The organism is Trinickia sp. NRRL B-1857, from assembly GCF_050470685.1.
Taxonomy (GTDB): Bacteria; Pseudomonadota; Gammaproteobacteria; order Burkholderiales; family Burkholderiaceae; genus Trinickia.
In genome coordinates this window covers 932,728-952,076 of sequence record NZ_JBFLUK010000011.1, presented here as the reverse complement: position 1 = coordinate 952,076, position 19,349 = coordinate 932,728, and the positions used below count along the sequence as shown (strand labels likewise).

General features: G+C 63.8%; 12 protein-coding genes. 3 read left to right on the top strand and 9 right to left on the bottom strand.

The annotated features are described in order from the left end of the window. Positions 1-42: 42 nt before the first annotated feature. From AB1286_RS25290 to AB1286_RS25275, 4 genes are all read right to left on the bottom strand, one after another. A complete protein-coding gene (locus AB1286_RS25290; RefSeq protein ID WP_430365974.1) occupies positions 43-1,449 on the bottom strand; it encodes a GGDEF domain-containing protein in 1,407 nt (468 codons plus the stop codon). 136 nt (positions 1,450-1,585) lie between these two features. Continuing rightward, positions 1,586-2,215: a DUF4136 domain-containing protein gene (locus AB1286_RS25285; RefSeq protein WP_430365973.1), complete on the bottom strand. Its 630-nt coding sequence runs from the start codon at positions 2,213-2,215 to the stop codon at positions 1,586-1,588. 30 nt (positions 2,216-2,245) lie between these two features. Next, complete coding sequence (locus tag AB1286_RS25280) at positions 2,246-4,684, bottom strand: CHASE2 domain-containing protein (protein ID WP_430365972.1); 2,439 nt, start codon at positions 4,682-4,684, stop codon at positions 2,246-2,248. A 9-nt stretch (positions 4,685-4,693) separates the two neighbouring features. After that, the gene (locus tag AB1286_RS25275; protein WP_430365971.1) at positions 4,694-6,103 is read right to left on the bottom strand and encodes a FecR domain-containing protein; all 1,410 of its coding nucleotides are present in this window, start codon (positions 6,101-6,103) and stop codon (positions 4,694-4,696) included. A gap of 491 nt (positions 6,104-6,594) precedes the next feature. Here AB1286_RS25275 and AB1286_RS25270 point away from each other — a divergent pair, with 491 nt between their 5' ends. The 3 genes from AB1286_RS25270 (at position 6,595) to AB1286_RS25260 (ending at position 13,155) form a co-directional block, all read left to right on the top strand. Continuing rightward, a complete protein-coding gene (locus tag AB1286_RS25270; RefSeq protein WP_430365970.1) occupies positions 6,595-7,338 on the top strand; it encodes a response regulator transcription factor in 744 nt (247 codons plus the stop codon). Between the two features lie 120 nt (positions 7,339-7,458). Beyond that, a complete protein-coding gene (locus tag AB1286_RS25265; RefSeq protein WP_430365969.1) occupies positions 7,459-9,726 on the top strand; it encodes a patatin-like phospholipase family protein in 2,268 nt (755 codons plus the stop codon). A 285-nt stretch (positions 9,727-10,011) separates the two neighbouring features. Beyond that, on the top strand, positions 10,012-13,155 hold the full coding sequence (locus tag AB1286_RS25260; protein ID WP_430365968.1) for an ATP-binding protein: 3,144 nt from the start codon (positions 10,012-10,014) through the stop codon (positions 13,153-13,155). A gap of 83 nt (positions 13,156-13,238) precedes the next feature. Here the strand turns inward: AB1286_RS25260 and AB1286_RS25255 are convergent, their stop codons facing one another. The 5 genes from AB1286_RS25255 to AB1286_RS25235 form a co-directional block, all read right to left on the bottom strand. Then, positions 13,239-14,372 (bottom strand): ATP-binding protein, encoded by a 1,134-nt coding sequence (locus AB1286_RS25255; protein WP_430365967.1) that lies wholly within the window; start codon positions 14,370-14,372, stop codon positions 13,239-13,241. Further along, positions 14,369-15,076, bottom strand: a complete 708-nt coding sequence (locus AB1286_RS25250) for a winged helix-turn-helix domain-containing protein (RefSeq protein ID WP_430365966.1) — start codon at positions 15,074-15,076, stop codon at positions 14,369-14,371. Before AB1286_RS25250 ends, AB1286_RS25255 begins: the two co-directional genes overlap by 4 nt. A 117-nt stretch (positions 15,077-15,193) precedes the next feature. Further along, a complete protein-coding gene (locus AB1286_RS25245; protein ID WP_430365965.1) occupies positions 15,194-15,481 on the bottom strand; it encodes an H-NS family nucleoid-associated regulatory protein in 288 nt (95 codons plus the stop codon). Positions 15,482-15,786: 305 nt separating this feature from the next. Further along, on the bottom strand, positions 15,787-17,442 hold the full coding sequence (locus tag AB1286_RS25240; protein WP_430365964.1) for a S10 family peptidase: 1,656 nt from the start codon (positions 17,440-17,442) through the stop codon (positions 15,787-15,789). Between the two features lie 167 nt (positions 17,443-17,609). After that, positions 17,610-19,232 (bottom strand): S53 family peptidase, encoded by a 1,623-nt coding sequence (locus AB1286_RS25235; RefSeq protein WP_430365963.1) that lies wholly within the window; start codon positions 19,230-19,232, stop codon positions 17,610-17,612. Positions 19,233-19,349: the final 117 nt, after the last annotated feature.

The following is a 19,349-nucleotide window of genomic DNA, read 5'->3' as shown; positions in this document are numbered from 1 at the left end:
GCGCCGGCACCTTCGCAATACGAGGCCGAGCGGTCCTCGCCTTCAAACGGCGATCACGCAATTGCGTCCGTGCGTCTTGGCGCGCTTCAAGCGCTCGCCCGCCGCGCGCATGACTGCGTCGGCGGTCGTACCGTCCTGCCCGAATTGCGCGATGCCGACGCTGGCCGTCACCGAGAAACGTCCTTGGCCGCCCTCGAAGTGCAGCGACTGGATCGCCGTGCGAATACGCTCGCCGATCATCAGCGCCGCATCGAGCGCGGCATTGGGCAGCATCGCCATGAACTCGCCGCCGCTCACCCGTGCGATGCCTTGATGCGGGCGCATGGCATCGGTACAAGCCGTTGCGACGGCGCGCAAGATGCTATCGCCGACTTGCTCGCCGAATCGCTCGTTGATGCGTTGCAAATTGTCGACATCGACGGCCAATAGCGAGAACGGCGCTCCGCCGCGGTTCGCCGAGCTCACTTCGGCTTCCAGCCGTTGCACGAAGGTGCGCCGATTGGCGGTGCCCGTCAATGGATCGACCGCCGCCAGCGATTCGAGCTTTTGATTGCTGCGCTGCAACTCTTGCAGCGCGCTGCTCGCGCGGGCCATTTCGTCGCGCAGGCGCGCCAGGAGCTCTTCCTGGCTATAAATCGTCGAAAACGAACGCGTCGTATGGAAGGCTTGAACGATGCCGTAGCTGAGCAAAAAGAAGCCGCCGGCGAAGATCGCATGCGCCAGCCACCACATATGATTCCACGGCTTGCCGAGAATGAACGCGAGCGAGGACAGCGCGAATGCCGTCACCGAGATCCCGAAGATCTGCATGAGCGGCGAGCGGATCCGTCGGACAACGAGGCAGGCGACATTGAGCAACGAAATCACCATGGCCCCGCCTTCGAGCGAAAGCCGCACGGCCAACGCGCCGGCAATCGAGGAGTTCGCGAGTACGGCGACGAGCAGGTCGATCACGGCGAACACGCCGAACCACGTGCCCCACATCAATCGGTCGGTGCGCCGTTCGACGGGATCGGCCTTGCGCCCATAAGACAGCAGGGCGACGAACAAAAGAATCGCCATGACCAGTCGCGAGGCCGGACCGTACAGCAGAAAGAGCCACATGTTGTGGTGCGCAAGCGGCGTAAACAGCCCATGCAACGCGTAGATGATGACGAAGCCAGTAAAACCGAGCGTCATCCAGCGCAAGATCGGCTCGCCCGATAGGCGATAGCACTGCCAGGTCACGTAGCTGACGAAGAGCCCTTCGAGCGTCGCGGCCGCGATCGCCACTTCGTGGAAGAGATGATCCTCGAACACGAGCCGAGGGTCCTGAAAGTAGAACAGATACGCGATGAGGTAGGCCGGAAGCAGTGCGAAAGCGACGCGTAGAAAGCTTGCGTACCAACGCGTGATGCGGCGCACGGCTCGAGGAGGATCGCCGGCCGGTGCGGTTGTTATCGTATTCATCGTTCGTCTCCTGGGTCCCACGCTTCGCAATCGAGCGCCCCACCGCATCGCCGTATCACCTGCTGCGGTGCCGACGCTTCGTATGGCGCATTCTACGGAAGAATGGCAATGAGCACGAGTCGGGCGGCGGTGACCGTCAATGCTTGAGCGGCGCGATGCCGGTCACGCGTGGCGCGCCATCGGCCTGGGGCTTGTTAAGCGTCACCTTCCAATCGCTGGTGGCGGCAAGATCGCCGGTGCCGCCGTCCCTGTCGTCAAAGGGAAAACGCGCGAGCGCGCCGGCTACGAGATCGTCGATATCGCGCTTGACGTCGCGATCCCGATCGCGTTTCGCCGCACTGACTTTGTAGGCCTCGCGCCCGTCCTTGGCATCGAAGAACCGCAAAGTGAGCGAGTGGAGGTACGGTGTGGCGCCGGGCCACTCGAAGCCGGGCGCCACACTCGGTGCCCCGCAAGGCGCGCCGTCTGCGCAATCGGTATAGGCAATGCCGACAGAGGCCGGTCGCGTTTCTTGGGAGAGCGCAATGCGATAGCGGGCAGCGGGCGCGGGCACGGACGTGAAGCCTAGCTCGGCCAGCCGGTGGCCAACCGCCGAGACGAAATCTTCGCGCCGGTCGCCCGATGCCGCCCCCGAATCGTCCGCAAACGCATAGGTGCGGGCGCCGGTGCTGGAGCTTCGATCGGAGTGCGCACGGACGGCGATCTGCGTCCCGGCGCAGCCCGAGAGCGCGGCCGCGCATGCGGCAAGCAGCAAGATTGTCTTCATTTCGCGCCGTTATCCCGTCGTCGTTGATCTTTACGCATCGCCGTCCCACTTCGGCAGCGAGACGGTCACGACCGTGCCGCGCCCTGGTTCGCTCTCGACCGACACCTCTCCTTCGTGCCGAGTCACCACCGTTTTCACGAGCGCCATGCCAAGTCCCGCGCCTTGCGAGTGCGGCTGCCCCGGCGTCCTGAAGCGGCGGAAACGCTCGAACAAATGCGCCCGGGCATCTTCGGTCATCCCGTAGCCTTGGTCGACAATCCGGCACTGTACGCGATCGTTCGCGGCGTTCGTCACCGAGATATGCACGACGGTTTCGGTCGGGCTGTATTTGACGGCGTTGTTCAGCAAGTTCGTCACGGCGCGCGTGATGAGCGATCGATCGGCGTAAATCCACTGGCCGTCGCCCTCGAAATGCGTTTCGACGAAGATGCCCTTGGCGCGTGCCTGCGGCCAAATCTCGTCGCTCGCATCGAGCACGACGTCGGCGAGATTGACCGGCTCGAACAGGTAAGCCTGCGACTCGGCGCGCGTGAGCTGCACGAAATCGTCGGCGAGCGTCAACGCCCGGCGCGTATAGCGCTCGATATGCGAGAGCAGCGTACTCACGCGTTCCGAACGCGTCACCGCCATCTCTTCTTCGATCAGCGCGAGCACCGAAGCATGGGGCGAGCGCATATCGTGCGAAAGCAGCCTCAGCGCGTCTTCCCGGGCTTGCTCGGCCGTATGCAGTGCCGTCACCTCGGCCAGACCCGCGACCCAATAGCCCGATACCTCGCCGCGCGCATTGCGACAACGCGCGTAGCGCAACAGGTAGTCCCGCTCGGCTCGGTCGCGTACTTCGATACCGCGCTTGACGATCCAGACGCGCTCGAGGTCGGTCGGGTCGAGGACCTCCGGCCAACGCGCAAGCAACTCCGCATCGGAGACGGTCTCCGGCGCCATCGTCTTGATGAAGGTCATTTTGCCGAGCGTTTCGGTCAGCCATCGACCTTCCAGCGGCGCGGGATCGATGTGCGAGAAGCACTCGCGCGCCGCCTTATTGGCCACGCAAATCAACCCTTTTTGGTCGGCGACCAAAATCGGCTCCGGCAGGCTATTCAAGCAATCCCAGACGAATCGCTTCATGTCTTGCATGCGGTCGGCCGCCTGCTCGACGAGCGCGATATGCCGTTCAAGGGCATCGCCGAGTACCTCGCGCGGACGCGCGGGAATAATAGGCAAGATATCGTTATCGTCCGCCAGCCGCTGAAGCTCGCCTTGCAAGCGCGACATCGTCATTTCGAGGCGGCGCCAGCCCCATAGCGGATAGACCGCCAGCAAGGCGATCAACGCCGGGACCGGCGAGAGCCAGATACACGCGCTCTCGAGCAGCACCGCGCTAAACAGTAGGCAAACGATCGCCAGGCCGAGCGTCAAGAGCAGCGTGCGCCAAGGCGACAGGAACAGCAAGCCGGCCAGCAACGTGGCCAGCGGCACAAGCGACACAAGAAAGAGCCAACGCGTGCCGACAGGGCGAATCTCGCGTTCCGTCAGCAGCGCGCTTAGGGCGTTCGCATGCAACAGCGTGTCGGACGTGGGCCCCCATGTGCCGGTGATCGGCGTCGCCAAATGCGTCAACAGGCCCGACGCCGTCAAACCGATGAACACGACCTTGCCACGCAAGGCGCCGACCGGCACGTTGCCATCGAGCAGATCGTGAGCCGAGAACTGGGCATCGTCGGGCACGCTGCCCGAAAACGGAATGAGCACGCGCGGCAGCGTATCGCCGTCGGCGTCCTCCTCGAGCGTGCTCGATGTCGGAATCGGGCCGGCATGGGCGGTGCGGTAACGCCCGCCCGCGAGCGCGATCTTTCCGCTGCGAATGTCGTCCAGCAACGGCATGACGAGGTAAGGCCAACTCACGCCGGCTGCGCGTTCGTGTAGCGCGACGCTGCGCACGATGCCGTCTGAATCGGGTTCGATGTCGATATGCCCCGTCCCGGCCGCCGCCGATGCCAGCTCCGGCACGGGCCCGACCGCCTCGCCGCGCGCGCGCGGATCGACGAACAGGGGTAAATAGCTAGGCGTCGAGCGCAGCGCATGCGCCAGTTCGTCGTCGCCCGTCGCCGGCTCGGTCAACAGGACGTTATAGACGAGCGCCGCCGCACCATCCCGCGCGACGGCGTCGATCAGACGGGCCTGCAACGCACGCGGCCACGGCCAGCGCCCGAGTTCCGACACGCTGTCGTCGTCGATGCGCACCACGGCGATCTCGGGGGCGAGTGGTTGCGAGCGCAGCGTGAGCATCCGGTCGTAGACGAGCCGGTCGAAGTTCGTGGCCAGGCCGCCGGCAGTGCAAGCGAGGATCGCCGCAATACCGAAGCATCCGATCGCCAGCCACTCGCGCACGAAGCGGTGCCAAACGCTTAGCGTCGGGCGCCACATCAAACGTATTCGACGAGTCGAGGCCAGCGATTCGTTAGGGGTCATTCACGCCCCTCATTTCGCCAGGGTGAACGCGCGTACGGGCCCGTTCGTTTCGTAGAAACGGCCCCGGTCGTGCTGCTCCGACACGACGCGCCAATAGTAGTCGCCGGCCGGCAAATCGGACACGACGAGCGAGGTATCCGTCAAATCCACGGCATCCACCATCGGGTCGCGCAGGTCGTCGTGCCGCGACAGAACGAGGCGATAACGCGTCCGCGCATCGGCGCGCGAAGCCCGCCAAGTGAAGCGGTAGGCGTGCGAGCCTCGTTGCGCGCTGGCCGTTGCGCTGAGCTCGTTCGTGCGGCGTTCGAACGCATAGACACGCGGCAGCCCCTCCAAGCCGCTTCGGTCGATCGACGAAACGCGCACGAAGTAGGTTCCGTCCGGCACGTCGGCAAACGTCGCGCCCGGCACGAGGACGCGCGCATCGCGAATCAAATCGAGCAAGTCGGCGTCGCGCGCGATCTGGATGCGATAGCCGCTCGCCTCGGCCGCCGGCTCGACGTCGAACGTCACGAGCTTGCCGTCTTGCACCTTCGCCGGGTTCACGAGCACCGGCGCCGGCAGCAGCGGCTGGGGCATGCCCACGGCGCCGCCGTTCGGCGTCGCGCTGCCCTGACCCGCGGCAACGAATTGCGACGGCGCACCGGCATGCCCCGCCTTGTCGAGCGCGCCGCTCGCCGAAGTCCCGACGGCGACCGTTCCGTCCAGCACTTCGACAGCCGTCATCGAAGAAAGCTGATTCACGCGAAAACGCGTGCCCCGCACCCCCGCGACGATCGAGGGCGTGCGAACCTCGAAGCGGTCGCCGCTTTGCCGGGCATGCGTCACTTCGTTCGCGACCTCGCCTCGCTGCAATTCGATGACGTGATCCTCAATCCCGGTAAGCGCCATCTTGCGCAGAATCGACAAGACGATATGACTGTTCGGCGCGATGCTGACGTATGAGCCGTCGTCCAGTTCGAGCGTCGCAAAGCCATCCGCGCCCGTACTGATCGTGTCGCTCTCGCCGAGGACTCGTCCGGACAACAGAGGTACGGCAGGGGTGTCCGGCTCGCCTGCCGTGGAAGCCGACGAGCGCGACGTGACAAGCCCGCTCAGGGCGACGATGCTCGCGGGCATCGCATCGCGGCGCAACAACGCGAGCGGAAGCCGTAGCGTCATCCCCGCGGGCAACCGCCTAGGCGCGCTGACGTGGTTCAGCCGCGCCAATGCACGCCACCCGCCTACATCCGTCAGATAGCGCTGCGCCACTTCGAAAAGCGTATCGCCGGCCACTGTCACGTACGCGGCCGTTGCGCGCGCATCGAACTTCGTTTGCGCGCGCACGGGCGACACGCCGAGCACCGTAGCGAATGCAACGATCACGGCCAGCCCCAAGCCGTGTCCCCATTTACGGCATCCGGCTTCGTGAAAACTCAACGATCTCTCGCGCGAAACCGTGATGGCCGCGTTTGGGTTACGCATTGTCGTGTCTATCTATGAATGCTGAATTTTATATTTGGCGCGGCAGTCGCGGCGATCTTGGCATGAGCCGCGTAACGGTCATGCATCAAACCGGCGTCCCCCGTCGGCATTGGTATACACTAATCTATCCGGCATTGCTCGAGCCGGGAGCTTAACGAATTTCGCGCGATCGTGCACCACCCGCGCGAGCCGCTGCATCTAGTCGTGGCTCGCCTCTATTTTCACCATCCGAAGCTAAGCAGACGTTAAGCAAACACAACGGCGAGTCATCGCGGCAGATTGCAAACAAATGTCAATTGCTCACTTTTTGCCATGCTCTCTTCAATCCATTGCAGAAGCCGCAGCGGTACAATCCCTAGCCGATATATTCGAGTCGGATGCGCATCCGCGAAATGCGCAAGCATATCCGATTCGTATCAGATGCATGCGAGCGAGACCTGAAAGAAATGAAGATCGCCTATCTGGAAGACGATGATGTTCTTGCCGAGCACATCGGCGAAATAGTGCGTTCGGCGGGGCATGAATGCGAGCTGTTTCGTGACGGCAGCCAGTTGATTCGCCGCTTGAAACGCGACCGCTTCGATTTGATCCTGCTCGACTGGAGTCTTCCCGGCGTGACCGGTCATCAAGTCACGATTTGGGCCCGCGCCAATCTCAGCGAGCGCGTGCCGATTCTTTTCATGACGAGCCGCTCGCTCGAGACCGATGTCGTCACCGCGCTTTCGGCAGGCGCCGACGACTACATGATCAAGCCGATTCGTACGAGCGAGCTGCTCGCCCGCATCGAGGCACTGAGCCGGCGGGCCTATCCCGGCTCGGATACCGAGGCGAATCCCATGATCGAGGTCGGCCGCTATCGTATCGATCCGGTCAGCCGCACCTGTTTCTTGCGCGAAGCGCCGATCGAATTGACAGGGCGCGAATTCGACCTCGTCTTCTTGTTGTTTCAACATGTGGGACGCGTGCTCTCGCGCGAGCACATCGGCGGAACGCTTTGGGGGCAACCGCAAAGCGCGATCTCTCGAACGCTCGACACACACATGTCGCGCGTTCGGACGAAGCTGCAATTGAGGCCGGACAACGGCGTTCGGCTCGCACCCGTGTATGGGCACGGCTATCGGCTGGAAGTCGTTCCCGATCCGTCGGCCGAGCGCTCGCCCCGTTCCGAGCTGCAACCCGACCTAGGCTAGCTCCCCGCGTCCAATCCCATCCTCGCCCGCCGGCCATGCTGCAATAAAACACCGCCGCCTACCCGAAAGCCCCGCCAATCTGTGTAATATTTCGTATTTTTTTGGGGCGGCATGGGACGCATGGGGTCGAATCGCAGGGCGGTGCGCGCGGGCAGCGCCGGGGTGCTGGCGCTCGCCGCCGCGCTCGCGGGCTCTGGAGCGGCCCATGCACAAGACGGCGTGTGCCGAGCGCGTGGCGGTCCTGAGTCTAGACCTTCGATCGGTCTCGTCCTGTCGGGCGGCGGCGCGCGCGGCTACGCACACTTGGGCGTGCTACGCGTGCTCGAGGAAAACCGCATCCCCGTCGACTGCATTGCCGGTACCAGTATGGGGGCCGTGGTCGGCGGACTGTACGCGAGCGGGATGAGCGCCGACGCGATGCAGGCGCGCCTCGCGCACGTGAACCTCGCGGATATCGCGTTCGACGTCGAAAAGCGTGCCGACCTACCGCAATCGCAGCGCGAAGACTCGCGGCTGTACGTGGGCAGCATCGGCTTCAGCGCCGACGGCGCGAAGCTGCCGGCCGGGCTCGTGCAGGGCAACCGGCTACAGGCTCTGTTGCAGGAATGGACCTCGAACTTGCCTGCCAATGCGCCGTTCGACACGCTGCCGATCCCTTATCGCGCTATCGCGACGAATCTGAGCACCGGCGACGAAGTCGTGCTCGATCATGGGTCCTTGCCGCTCGCGATTCGCTCGAGTATGGCCATGCCGGGCTTGTTCGCACCGGCCGAATTCGACGGCACCGCGCTCGTCGACGGTGGCCTCGTGAACAATCTCCCGACCGATGTCGCCCGCAAGATGGGCGCGGACGTACTGATCGCCGTCGATATCAGTTCGCCGTTGCGGCCGCTCGATGCGCTGTCGTCGCCGACCGACGTCATGCAACAGATGCTCGGCATTCTGATTCACCAAAACGTCGGCCGGCATCGCGCGCAGCTCGGCTCGAACGACGTGATGATCAAACCGACGCTCGGCAACCTAGGTTTCTCGGATTTCGCGCATGCCAACGAGGCGATCGAAGCAGGCGCCGCCGCCGCGCGCGCCGCGTTACCGCGGTTGCGGCAATTCGCGCTTTCGCCCGAGCAATACGCTGCTTATCGCGCATCGCATGCCCCCGTGGAAACGCGGCCCGTCAAGCTCGCCCATATCGACGTTCACACCCGCGGCAACGTGCCGGCCGCGCGCGTACGCAAATTCCTGAACTTGCGCCCCGGCGATGTCTACGATCCGCTCGCGGTGACGCGCGATTTGCAAACGCTCGTCACGTCCGGAGACTTCGAAAGCGCAACCCAGCAGTTGATCGACGATCAAGACGGCCCGCGCCTCGTGATCGATGCCAGGGAAAAATCTTGGGGGCCGAATTTCGTGTTGTTCGGCTTGGGTCTGTCGAGTAGTTCGGAAGACGAAGGCGGCTTCAGGCTCAATCTCGGCTACCGGCGCCCCTGGCTCACCGACTCCGGACTCGAATTGCGCGCCGATGCAACCCTCGGCAGCGACCTATTGCATTTCAATACCGAGCTGCGCCAACCGTTATCCTCGGCGCTCGGCTACTACGTGGCTCCGTATGCGGAGTTCGAACGCCGCTTTGCCAATATCTACGACGACAGCACCGGCGTTCGCATGACCCAATACCACCTGCAAACCGAGCGGGTGGGTATCGACTTCGGTTTGCCGATCGCGCGGCTGGGCGATTTCCGGGTTGGCTTGGCCTACTCGCATGCATACGGATCGGCCGTCTACAACTTGCCGCTCGACGACGGCACGCTGCTGTTTTCCGATGTGTACGGCCAAGAGGTGTCCGCGCGAGCCAAGCTCGTCATCGATCAACTCGACGATCCGCTCTTTCCTCGCACCGGCTACTTCGCCGAGTTGCGCGCGGAGCGATCCGTCTTCGGACAAAGCAGCCCCTACACCGAGCTCTACGGCAAGGCCATCGGCGCAGTCAGCTTCGGGCGGCATAGCTTTAACGCCAGCGTCGAAGCCGGCGGCGACATCGGCGGCCAAAACGCGGCCAATCCGCTCGGCTTCACGCTTGGCGGCTTTCAGCATCTATCCGCTTACGCAGCCGATCAGCTCTCGGGCAATTCGATGCTCTACGCCCAGGTCACGTATTTGAACCAGCTCATGCGGTTTCAGACCGCGCCACTCGAAGGCCTATACGCCGGCGTCAGTTTCGAAGCGGGGAATGTCTGGCAACAAGGCGATCGATTCGGCAGCAGCTCGCTGAAGCGCAGCGTCACGTTTTTCACGAGCGTGACCAGTTCGTTCGGGCCCTTGTACTTGGGTATCGCGCTTGCACCGGGCGGCCGCCGGAACTTCTATTTCCAACTCGGACATACGTATTGAATTAAGCGATTCGATCACGCCGCTCATGCAACACGCACAGCGGCGATGCACTGTGAAATCGACACGCTGAAGGCGCTTCGCGAATGGGCCGACACGCGGCGGCGCCCTATTGCCGGCGTGCCCGGCAATTTCCATGCAAGCCGCCGCAAGATTTCTTTGATCGATATCAAGCTCGAATACGCCGGGCCCGTAACAATCCGTATGAAGTTTTTCCGGGCCGCGCCGTAGTCCGGATTATTCGGGCGAGAAACGCCCATTTCCGGCTGACTACCGCATCCATCAACCATGGACGCTCCGCTCGACCCCTCGGACCCAACGGATCCGCCCGCCATCGATTCGTCGCCGAATTCGTTGCGCCGGCGATTCACCCATGTGAAGCTGCAAACGCTGCTGCTCATCGCGGCGTTATGGCTCGCATTCGGCGCACTCACGATTTGGGACGCGAACGCCGAAATGCGCAGTGCGCGCGCAGGCGCCACCGCACTCGCCGATGCACTATCGGCCCACACCGTCCGCGTCATCCGTGAAGCCGAACAAGTCGCCGCGCTCGTATCGTGGCAAGTGCAAAACGATGGCGTTTCGATTCCGCTCGCGTATTACGTCAGTTCGGGGCTGCTCAAGCTCGATGTATTCGTGCAGGTCGCCGTGATCGACTCGCAAGGCTATCTGCGCGCCTCGACGGTGCCCGGTTTTACGCCCATCAACTTATCCGATCGCGAGCATTTCCAGATCCACGTGCATAACCCCAGCAATGCCTTGATGATCGGCCGTCCCGTCGTCGGCCGCATCAGCGGCAAGGCGTCGCTGCAACTCTCGCAGCGAATCAGTTCGCTCGACGGGCGGTTTCTCGGCGTGGTCGTCGTCTCGGTGGATCCGAGCTACTTCACCGAACTCTATAACGGGCTACGGATCGGCAGAGACGGCGTAGTCGCCGTCGTCGGCACGAACGACTATGTCGTGCGCGCGCTGCGCTCGGGCCGCGACCAAGCAGTCGGCGCCACGCTGCCGCCGAACGATCCGTTCCGGCGCGCACTTGCCCGCTCGCGCTCGGGCGACTTGCGCACCGCCTCGTTTATCGACGGCCGAAATTCCATCGTCAGCTATCGCACGCTCAGCGACTATCCGCTGGCGGTTGCCGTTGGCTATTCGACGAACGAATATCTTGCCGCATGGCGAACGCGCAGCCTTCTATTGCTCACGGCAGCGGTCCTCCTCACGGTATTGATCCTCGCGACGGAAAAACGGACGAAGTCGCTGCTGTGGAACCTCGCCGCGGCGCACGATCGCGAGATCGCCAAAGGCGTGCAGCTGGAGCAAGCGCGTTCCGACGCCGAAGCCGGATCGCGCGCGAAAAGCGCATTTCTCGCCACCATGAGCCACGAGATCCGTACGCCGATGAACGGGGTCATCGGCATGGCCGAGGTATTGACGCGCTCGACGTTGCCGGCGGATCAAAAGGAGATGGTGTGCACGATACGAGACTGCGCTTCGGCGCTGCTCAAGATCATCGACGACATCCTCGATTTCTCCAAGATCGAAGCCGGCAAGTTACAGATCGATTGCGTGCCGACCTCGATCGAAGACGTCGTCGACAGCATGGCCTCTTCGCTCGCGACGGTGGCCGATGCACGCGGCGTCGCCTTGCGCACCTATGTTTCGCCCGCCCTGCCGCCGAGCGCGATGTTCGACGATACGCGCTTGCGCGAGATCCTCTACAACCTCGTCGGCAATGCCATTAAATTTTCGGCGGGCCGCAGCGCCGTGCAAGGCAACGTCGGACTACGCGCGACGCTCGCGCCCGGCGACACGCCGTTCGTTCGCTTCGACATCGTCGACAACGGTATCGGCATGACCGCCGAGACGATGGCCAAGCTGTTTCAGCCGTTCAGCCAAGCCGAGGCATCGACGACACGCCGCTTCGGCGGCACGGGCCTCGGTCTTGCGATCTGCCGCCGACTGGTTTCGCTGATGGGCGGCGAGCTGACGGTGCAAAGCGAGCCGGGGCACGGATCCGTATTTTCGGTCGCGTTGCCGCTGCATAGCGTCGAAGGAGCGGAGGAGCGCAAGCTCGCAGACCTGTCCGGGCTCGCTTGCATCGTCGTTGCATCGCACGATTGGCGCTGCGACGACACGGCCGATTACCTGCGCCACGCCGGCGCGAAAGTGGAGATCGCGGCCGATGCCTATGATGCGCGGCAAGCGCTCGCCCGCGCGGACGGTCCGCGTGTCCTCGTGCACGACGCGCACTGCTCGGCGGGTAGCGTCGCGGCGAGCGCGTCGCGCGAAGCGGCCGCGCTGATCGGCGACGTGCTGATCGCCGCGCCGCGCAGCGTCATGTTGACGACACGCACGGGCAACACGGTCTCCATCGGGGCGCAGGCGCTGCGGCGGCGCGTGCTGATCGACGCCGTCGCGTTGGCGGCGGGCCGAGCCGATACGGGAGCGCTCGGGCGCGAGCAAGCGGGCGACGACCTGCTCTCGCGTTTGCCCGCGAACGAAGGCGTCATGCTCCTCGTCGCGGAAGACGACGACGTCAACCGCCGTGTGATTTCGCGGCAACTGGCGCTGCTCGGCTACGCGGCGGACATGGCCGTCGACGGCGAACAAGCGCTCGAAATGTGGCGAGCGAAACCCTACACGCTCGTGCTGACCGATTTGCACATGCCCAGGCGCGACGGCTACGAACTCGCCCAGGCGATTCGCGCCGAGGAAGCGCACGATGCGCGCGATCGCGTGCCGATCGTCGCGCTCACGGCCAATGCGATTACCGGCGAAGCGAACCGGGCGAAGGCGCTCGGCATCGACGACTATCTCACCAAACCGCTCAAGCTGGACTTGCTCGCGCAAGCGTTGACGCAATGGACTCATCCGCGCGGTGCCGGTGTCCCGGGCAACGCGATCGCGAGCGGCGCCAGAGCCGAGACCGAAGCCGAGACCGGAACCGAAACCCACGCGGAAGCGGCGCTATGCGCCCCGCCGGCATTCGATCGACACGCCGATTCGGTCTGCGCGGCGCTTGGGGCCTCCCAGCGTGATGCCGTGGCGTTCGACGAAGATGCAGGCGAGAACCGGGCGATCGTGGACATCAACGTCTTGAAGGAGATCGTCGGCGACGACATGGAGACCGTTCAGGCGCTCCTAGTCGAATATGCCGAATGCTCATCCGAGCTCGCCAAGGACTTGCGTGCGCGCCTCGCTGCCGGCCGCGGCTCGGAAGCGGCGGCGATCGCCCACAAATTGAAATCGTCGTCGCGCTCGATCGGCGCGTTGCCGCTTGGAGACTTATGCGCGGACATCGAGGCGCGAGCGATCGAGGGCGAGGCGGCGGTGCTCGAGCAGCTTGGCACGCGGTTCGATGCGTTGTACCGCCGCACGATCGAGCTCGTCCGGACGATCTCGCTCACCGCGAACGCCGAACGACCGGCCTGATCGGCCTGATCGGCCCGAGTGCCCGGACAGGCCCACCCGTACGTCGACCCATATGAGCCTTTGCCGGCTTACATTTGCGCGGCTTATATTTGCGCGGCGGGCCAACTAAGTTCGAACCGCGCCCCGGTGAGCACTTGCGGATCGGCGGCGGCAATGCGGCCGTTGTGCGCATGCAGCACTTGCCGCGTGATGGCAAGCCCGAGACCGTAGCCACCCGTATGCCGATCGAGCCGCACGAATGCATCGAAAATCCGTTCGCGCTCCGCAGCCGATACGCCCTGGCCGTCGTCCTCGACGGCGATCAAGACGTTGCCGTGCGCGATCGTCAGGTTGATGTCGATACTTGCGCGCGCGTACTTACCGGCATTGCGCAGCAAGTTGCGGATCGCGTAGGACATGAGGCGCTTGTCCATCGTAACGCGCACTTGACGGTCCAATTCGACCGTCAGCGCCACGGCTTTGTCGGCGTAGAGCACGGCCGAATCGCGCACTTGGGCTTCTATCCAAGCCGCGAGCGGCGTGGGCTCCAGATTCGACTGCAACGAACTGTATTCGAGCCGAGCATACGTCAGGCTCATATCGATGAGTTCATCGAGCTCGGTTACGTCTTGCTCGATGCTCGCGATGGCGTTTTCGTACTCGGCGGCGGAACCCGGCTCGCGCAACGCCTCGAGCGCGAAGCGCGTGCGCGCGAGCGGCGTGCGCAACTCGTGCGAGATGCCGTTGGTCAGATCCCGTTGGGCGGCGATCAGCCGCTCCATACGCTCGGCCAGCGCGTTCAGCGTGCGCGCGAGCGGGCCGATGAAGACGCTATGCGATTCGCGCGCGCGCGTGTTGAACCGCCCGCCCGTGAAATCGATCGCCCGTTCGCGGACCATCACGAGATCGAGCCAGATCGGCCGGATCCAGCGGTATGTGGAGTAAGCCGTCGCTAAGCAGGCCACACCGCCTATCGGCAATAGCCCACCGGGCAACGCCGCGATGGCCTGCCGCAACACGCCCGGGCCTAGACCGTAGGCCAACATGGCCAGCACAAAGGCGACCACCACGAGCACGAGACCGAGCACATGCAAATAGGCCCGCAAGTAGAGCTTGGACCAGCTCGGGATGCGATCGGCGCGCGTATCGGTCCACGACCGGCGAAAACGCAGCCAACGCCATTTGCAATAGCGATACTTGGACAACGACGCACCGTCGGGCGGGGATGCCGGCGTCATTCCCAGACAACCTTGCTGAACTGATAGCCCTTGCCGCGTACGGTCTTGATCCGCTGCGGATTGGTGGCGTCATCGCCCAGCTTGCGCCGCAGCCGCGAAATGCAGCCGTCCACGGTACGGTCCAAGCCGTCGAAACCGATGCCACGCAATTCGCGCAATAAGTCGTCGCGGCTCGCCACCTCGCCGGCGCTGCGCACGAGCGCCCAAAGCAAATCGAATTCGGCCGAAGTCAGCTCGGGGGCGCTGCCGTCCGGCAAGCGCACCGTGCGCGTCGCTCGACTGATTTCGAATTTGCCGAACCGATAGGACTCCGGCTGTTCGCTCGCATCGGCGCTGCGTACGGGCGCCCGGCGCAACTGCGCCTTGATCCGGGCGAGCAGCACCCGTGGTTCCACCGGTTTATGAACGTAATCGTCCGCTCCGAACTCGAGGCCGAGCACCTCGTCGAATTGGTCGTCGCGCGCGGTGACCATGATGATCACGCCGTCGAAACGCTCGCGCGCCTCGCGCAAAATCGCGAAGCCGTCCTTGCCGGGCAGATTGATATCGAGTACCACGAGATCGGGGCGGTACTCGACGATGGCCGGTACCGCTTCGTTACCATGCAAGACGGTATGAACGTCATAGCCGTGCTTGCGCAGATATCCCGCGACGAGCGAGGACAGACGAGCGTCGTCCTCGACAAGCAAAATAGAATGAGACATGGCGGCGCGGCTCGAGGTCTAATCTTGTTATCGACGGCCAAGCAACGGCCGGAAAAACTTACGAGAAACAAGACGCGATTTTACAGTCGGCCGCGCAGTTAGTCAGCCCCGGCGCATTTACTCTCTAACGCGAAACTGCTCCGGGTCCTTGCCCTTCAACCAACGCGGGCGCGGACCACGCCCGCCCCATGTTTCACCCGTTTCCGGGTGACGGAAACGCGGCGCGCCGTTCGCTGCGCCACGCGACTTGCGACGGGTACCGAATAAGTCCTCCGCGGTGAATCCAAATGCGGCGATAGTTTCGCGCACGCTCGCCAGGGCGACTTGGGCCTCGGCTTGACGCGCCCTTTCGATCTCGGCGTCGAGTTCTTGTTTTCTTGCTAGCAATTCCTTGTACGTCGCCACGGACTGAATCCTCCTTACGGTTGTCGTGGGCGCGGCAAGCTCATCGGTCGCGAGCGGAAAGCGCATAGCTTCCGCGGTGTTTCCGACGGCGCGTTGCACGCCAAATCTGCCATGACCTTTGGACATAGCGGGCACAGCATAAGCAATAGCCGTGCCTGCTCCCGTTATATTTAATTTAGCCGTAGATGGAACCGCAATAGAACTGTAATTAGGCGACCGAATTGCGATGCTTCGGACGCAAAATCGATCACAAAAGACGGCAGCGCTTTTCGGCGCCGCCGCCTTCACATCAAGCGCCGGCCGCCTCACGCCCGATGTCGCTCTTGCAACGTACGCACGCGCGCCATGGCCGGAGCATCGGCGCCGACGGCATCGTACATTTTGGCGAGATCGGCTTTCAGGGCCGTGCGCGAACCGCCGTCGAGGTAGACCATGTGCCCCGACGGGTAGAACCGCGCCGACAGGTTGTTGCGCACGGTTTGCTCGATGAGCGGCATTTGTTGCAAGTCGAGGACCGTTTGGTAGAACGGCGTGACGAAGTCGTAGAAGCCATTGGCGGACAGCACCTTCAAATCGACGTTCAGCGCCATGACCGCCGCCAGATCGCCCGCCGTATACAAGATGACGTTCCCCTGCGCGTCCTTGCCTTTTTGCGCCCCCGTCGGATCGGTGTGGTTGAAGTCCCAATTCAGGAAAGCCTGGTCGTTCAGGTCGGTGAACGAGGACGTCGACGTGTACTTCAATTGCTCATTCAAGTACTCGTTCCACATCGTTGTGTAGACACCGGATACCGCCGTCATCGTCGGATCGTTGCCGCCCGAGTTCGGATCGATCTGACCGGCGATGCCCGTATCGATCGCCGTGACGCGGCCGTCATAGGAACCCAGCGCTACGCCCTTCGATTTGAGCAGCGTGGTCAGGAACAGCGAATTGCCGCGGCTGTCGTAGCCCGCGATGTCGAGACTCCAGGCCAGCAACGTCGTTTTGTCGATGCCCGTGTACTGCGAGAGCTTTTCGACCACAGCGTCGTCCGTTTGCGGAAACTTGCGCAGGGCTGCGATGTAATCGGTCCGGGCGAATTGCGCGACTTCTTCGACGAACGCGCCGAGATCGGTCGGCGACGGCGCTACGCCGAGCTTCTTGTGGTACCACGCGTCGGCCGCGGCGGTCGGCAATGCGCCGACGGGATTGCCCGCCTGCGCATAATCGAGAATCGACGATTGCAACGTCACGCCATTGAGGTCGATGCCGTCCTCATGAAGCAGGTACGCGAGCACGCAACTGCGCGCGGTACCGTAAGACTCGCCAAATAGATATTTGGGCGAATTCCAACGCTCGTTCTTCGTCAAAAAGCGCTTGATGAATTGCTTGATGGAGCGGGCATCCTGATCGACGCCCCAAAAATCGCGGTTTTTGTTCGGCGCGATCGCCGCGGAATACCCTGTTCCCACCGGATTGATGAAAACGAGGTCGCTCTTATCGAGCAAGCTGTCGGGATTGTCCTCGAGCGAATACGGCGCGGGCGGCGTAAAGCTCGGCATCGATGTTTTGATGCGCTTCGGTGCGAACGAGCCCAGCAACACAAAGACTGAGGACGACCCCGGACCGCCGTTGTAGAAAAACGTAACGGGACGCGATTGTTCCGTTTGGTTGTCTTCGGTAAATGCGACGTAGAACATCTTCGCATTCGGTTTCGAGCTCGATTCGTCGACCGTCACGAGGTGGCCGGCCGTTGCCGTGTAAGCAATCTTTCGGCCGGCGATCGTGATCGTGTGGTGCGTGATCGCCGCGCTCTCGCTCGCATCGGTCACGGAATCGTCGGGCCCGTTGCCGTAGGCGACATCGTCTTGGAACGGTTGATCGTCCTGTCGGCGAAGGAACGCTTGCGGCATCGAGGCCCTGCCCGGCGACGGCGCGTGAGCATTGTGAGACGATTGCGGGCTGCCGGTATCGGAATTCATCGTACTCGCTCCATCAGTTATGGCCGGCGTGCGATTCGAGCGCTCGCGCGGCTGCGTTGACGAACTGCTGCTGATATGCCTGCGCCCCCCCGAAGCGCGCCGGCGATAATCCTGACCGTCCGAACTGCCGAAGTGCCTGACTGCCTTGATGCCCGGCCGCCCAGCCGCTATTGCGGCGAGCCGCCCGAAGCCGGCGGCGCCGCGTTGGCCGACGAGCCCAACGCGGCGGCGATCGCACGGCCCTTGGGACTCCCGAGCCCGGTGCACGCATCCCATCCCGCCGCGGCTGCATAGGTGCCGTTGTTCCCCGACGTGATGTCGTTGAATGCGTTCGATGCGCCGTATAGCTTTTGATTCACGAATCCCACGGCGGTCCCCGCGATTGCGTTGATACGCGCGACGAGCCCCGCATAAAGCGGCGCCACGGCGCTTGTTCCGCCGACCGGCATCGATTGCCCGTCGATCAACACTTCGTATCCGGACGCGGGCGAGGCGTCGGCAGCGACGTCGGGCACGCCGCGCTTGGCGAGCGAGACGGCCGGCCCGCCGACGCGTGCCGCGCGCAGCCCCTGCTGCCAGGCCGGCAACGCGAACCGAGCGCTGACGCCGCCGCCCGTGGAGCCGCCGCCGGCCCCATCGTTCCAGACCACCTCGCCGGCGATCGTCGATGCACCCGCGTTCGCGGAAAGCCGCGTACCGCCGCAGGCAAGCACATAGGGGCTCGACGCCGGAAAGTCGACATCGTCCCTGCCGGTCTGCGAGCCGTCGCTCGAACCGCTATCGCCGGACGCGGCGCAAATGGTGACGCCTAGCGCCATCGCCGAACGCAGCGTGTCATTGAAGCTTGCGACCGCCTGGTCGGTCCACGAACTCTCGGGACCGCCCCAACTGATCGACAACACCGACGGCTTGTTCGCGGAATCGTGCAATGCTTGCGAGACGGCATCGACGAATCCGGCATCGCTATTCGGCGCGAAGTAGACGGCGATCTTCGCTTTCGGCGCCACCGCGCCGGCAATTTCGATATCGAGCGTCACCTCGCCGTCCGGACCGCTAGGGTCGCCGGTGGGATTGTTCGCGCCGCCGTCGACGGGAACGGACACCACTTCCGGCGCAGGTACGCCGAGACCGCTGAAATAGGTGGACAGATCCGATGCGTCGTAGCCGCCGCCGAGCTCGATCAGGCCGATGCACTGCCCGGCCCCATCCCCATCGGGGAAGTCGTAGAGGCCGGCCAGTTGGATGGGGGTGAAGGCTTGCTCGGCGGCCCGCGCGATGATCGGCCCGTGATCGCTGCGCAGGCGAAAATGCGGGCGGGCTTGGGGACGGTTGTCGAGACCCAGCACAGCCGTCACGACATCGGCAATTTCGGCCGGGATCGTAATGCACCCGGTGCGGCCGCGGAACCTGCCGAGCCGCGGGTGCTCGTAGTGGGACAATTCAACGCCGAATGCCGCTTGCAAATGCTCGGCCGTGCCGGACATGACGACCTTGGCCGCATTGAGATCTTGCCGGTCGATCTTGAGTTCGTACTCGCGGGCGAACGCCGCGAGCTTGGCGAGGTCTTCCGGCGCGACGGCAAACCGTTGCGCGAACGCTTCGCGCGTAAGCGGCTGGGCCTCCTGCCCGGTGGCGATGCGCTGCACCAACTGTTCTAACTCGTGCTCGCCACGCCGGCGCAGGGTGACGAGAACGCACAACGTTTCCTTCGGGTCGATCGGCCCGAGGCACTTCGAATCTTCGACTGCCACACGCTCGCTACCGGCGAGCTGCTGTCTCGCTTTGGTCATCTATGACGCTCCTCACGCAGTGGACACGCGAAAAAGCTCCGACACCGGCTAGCACCGTGCAGTTCCTTACGCCTTGCGCGCGCCGGCGGCAAAGCGACCACCCCTGCAAGCGAGACA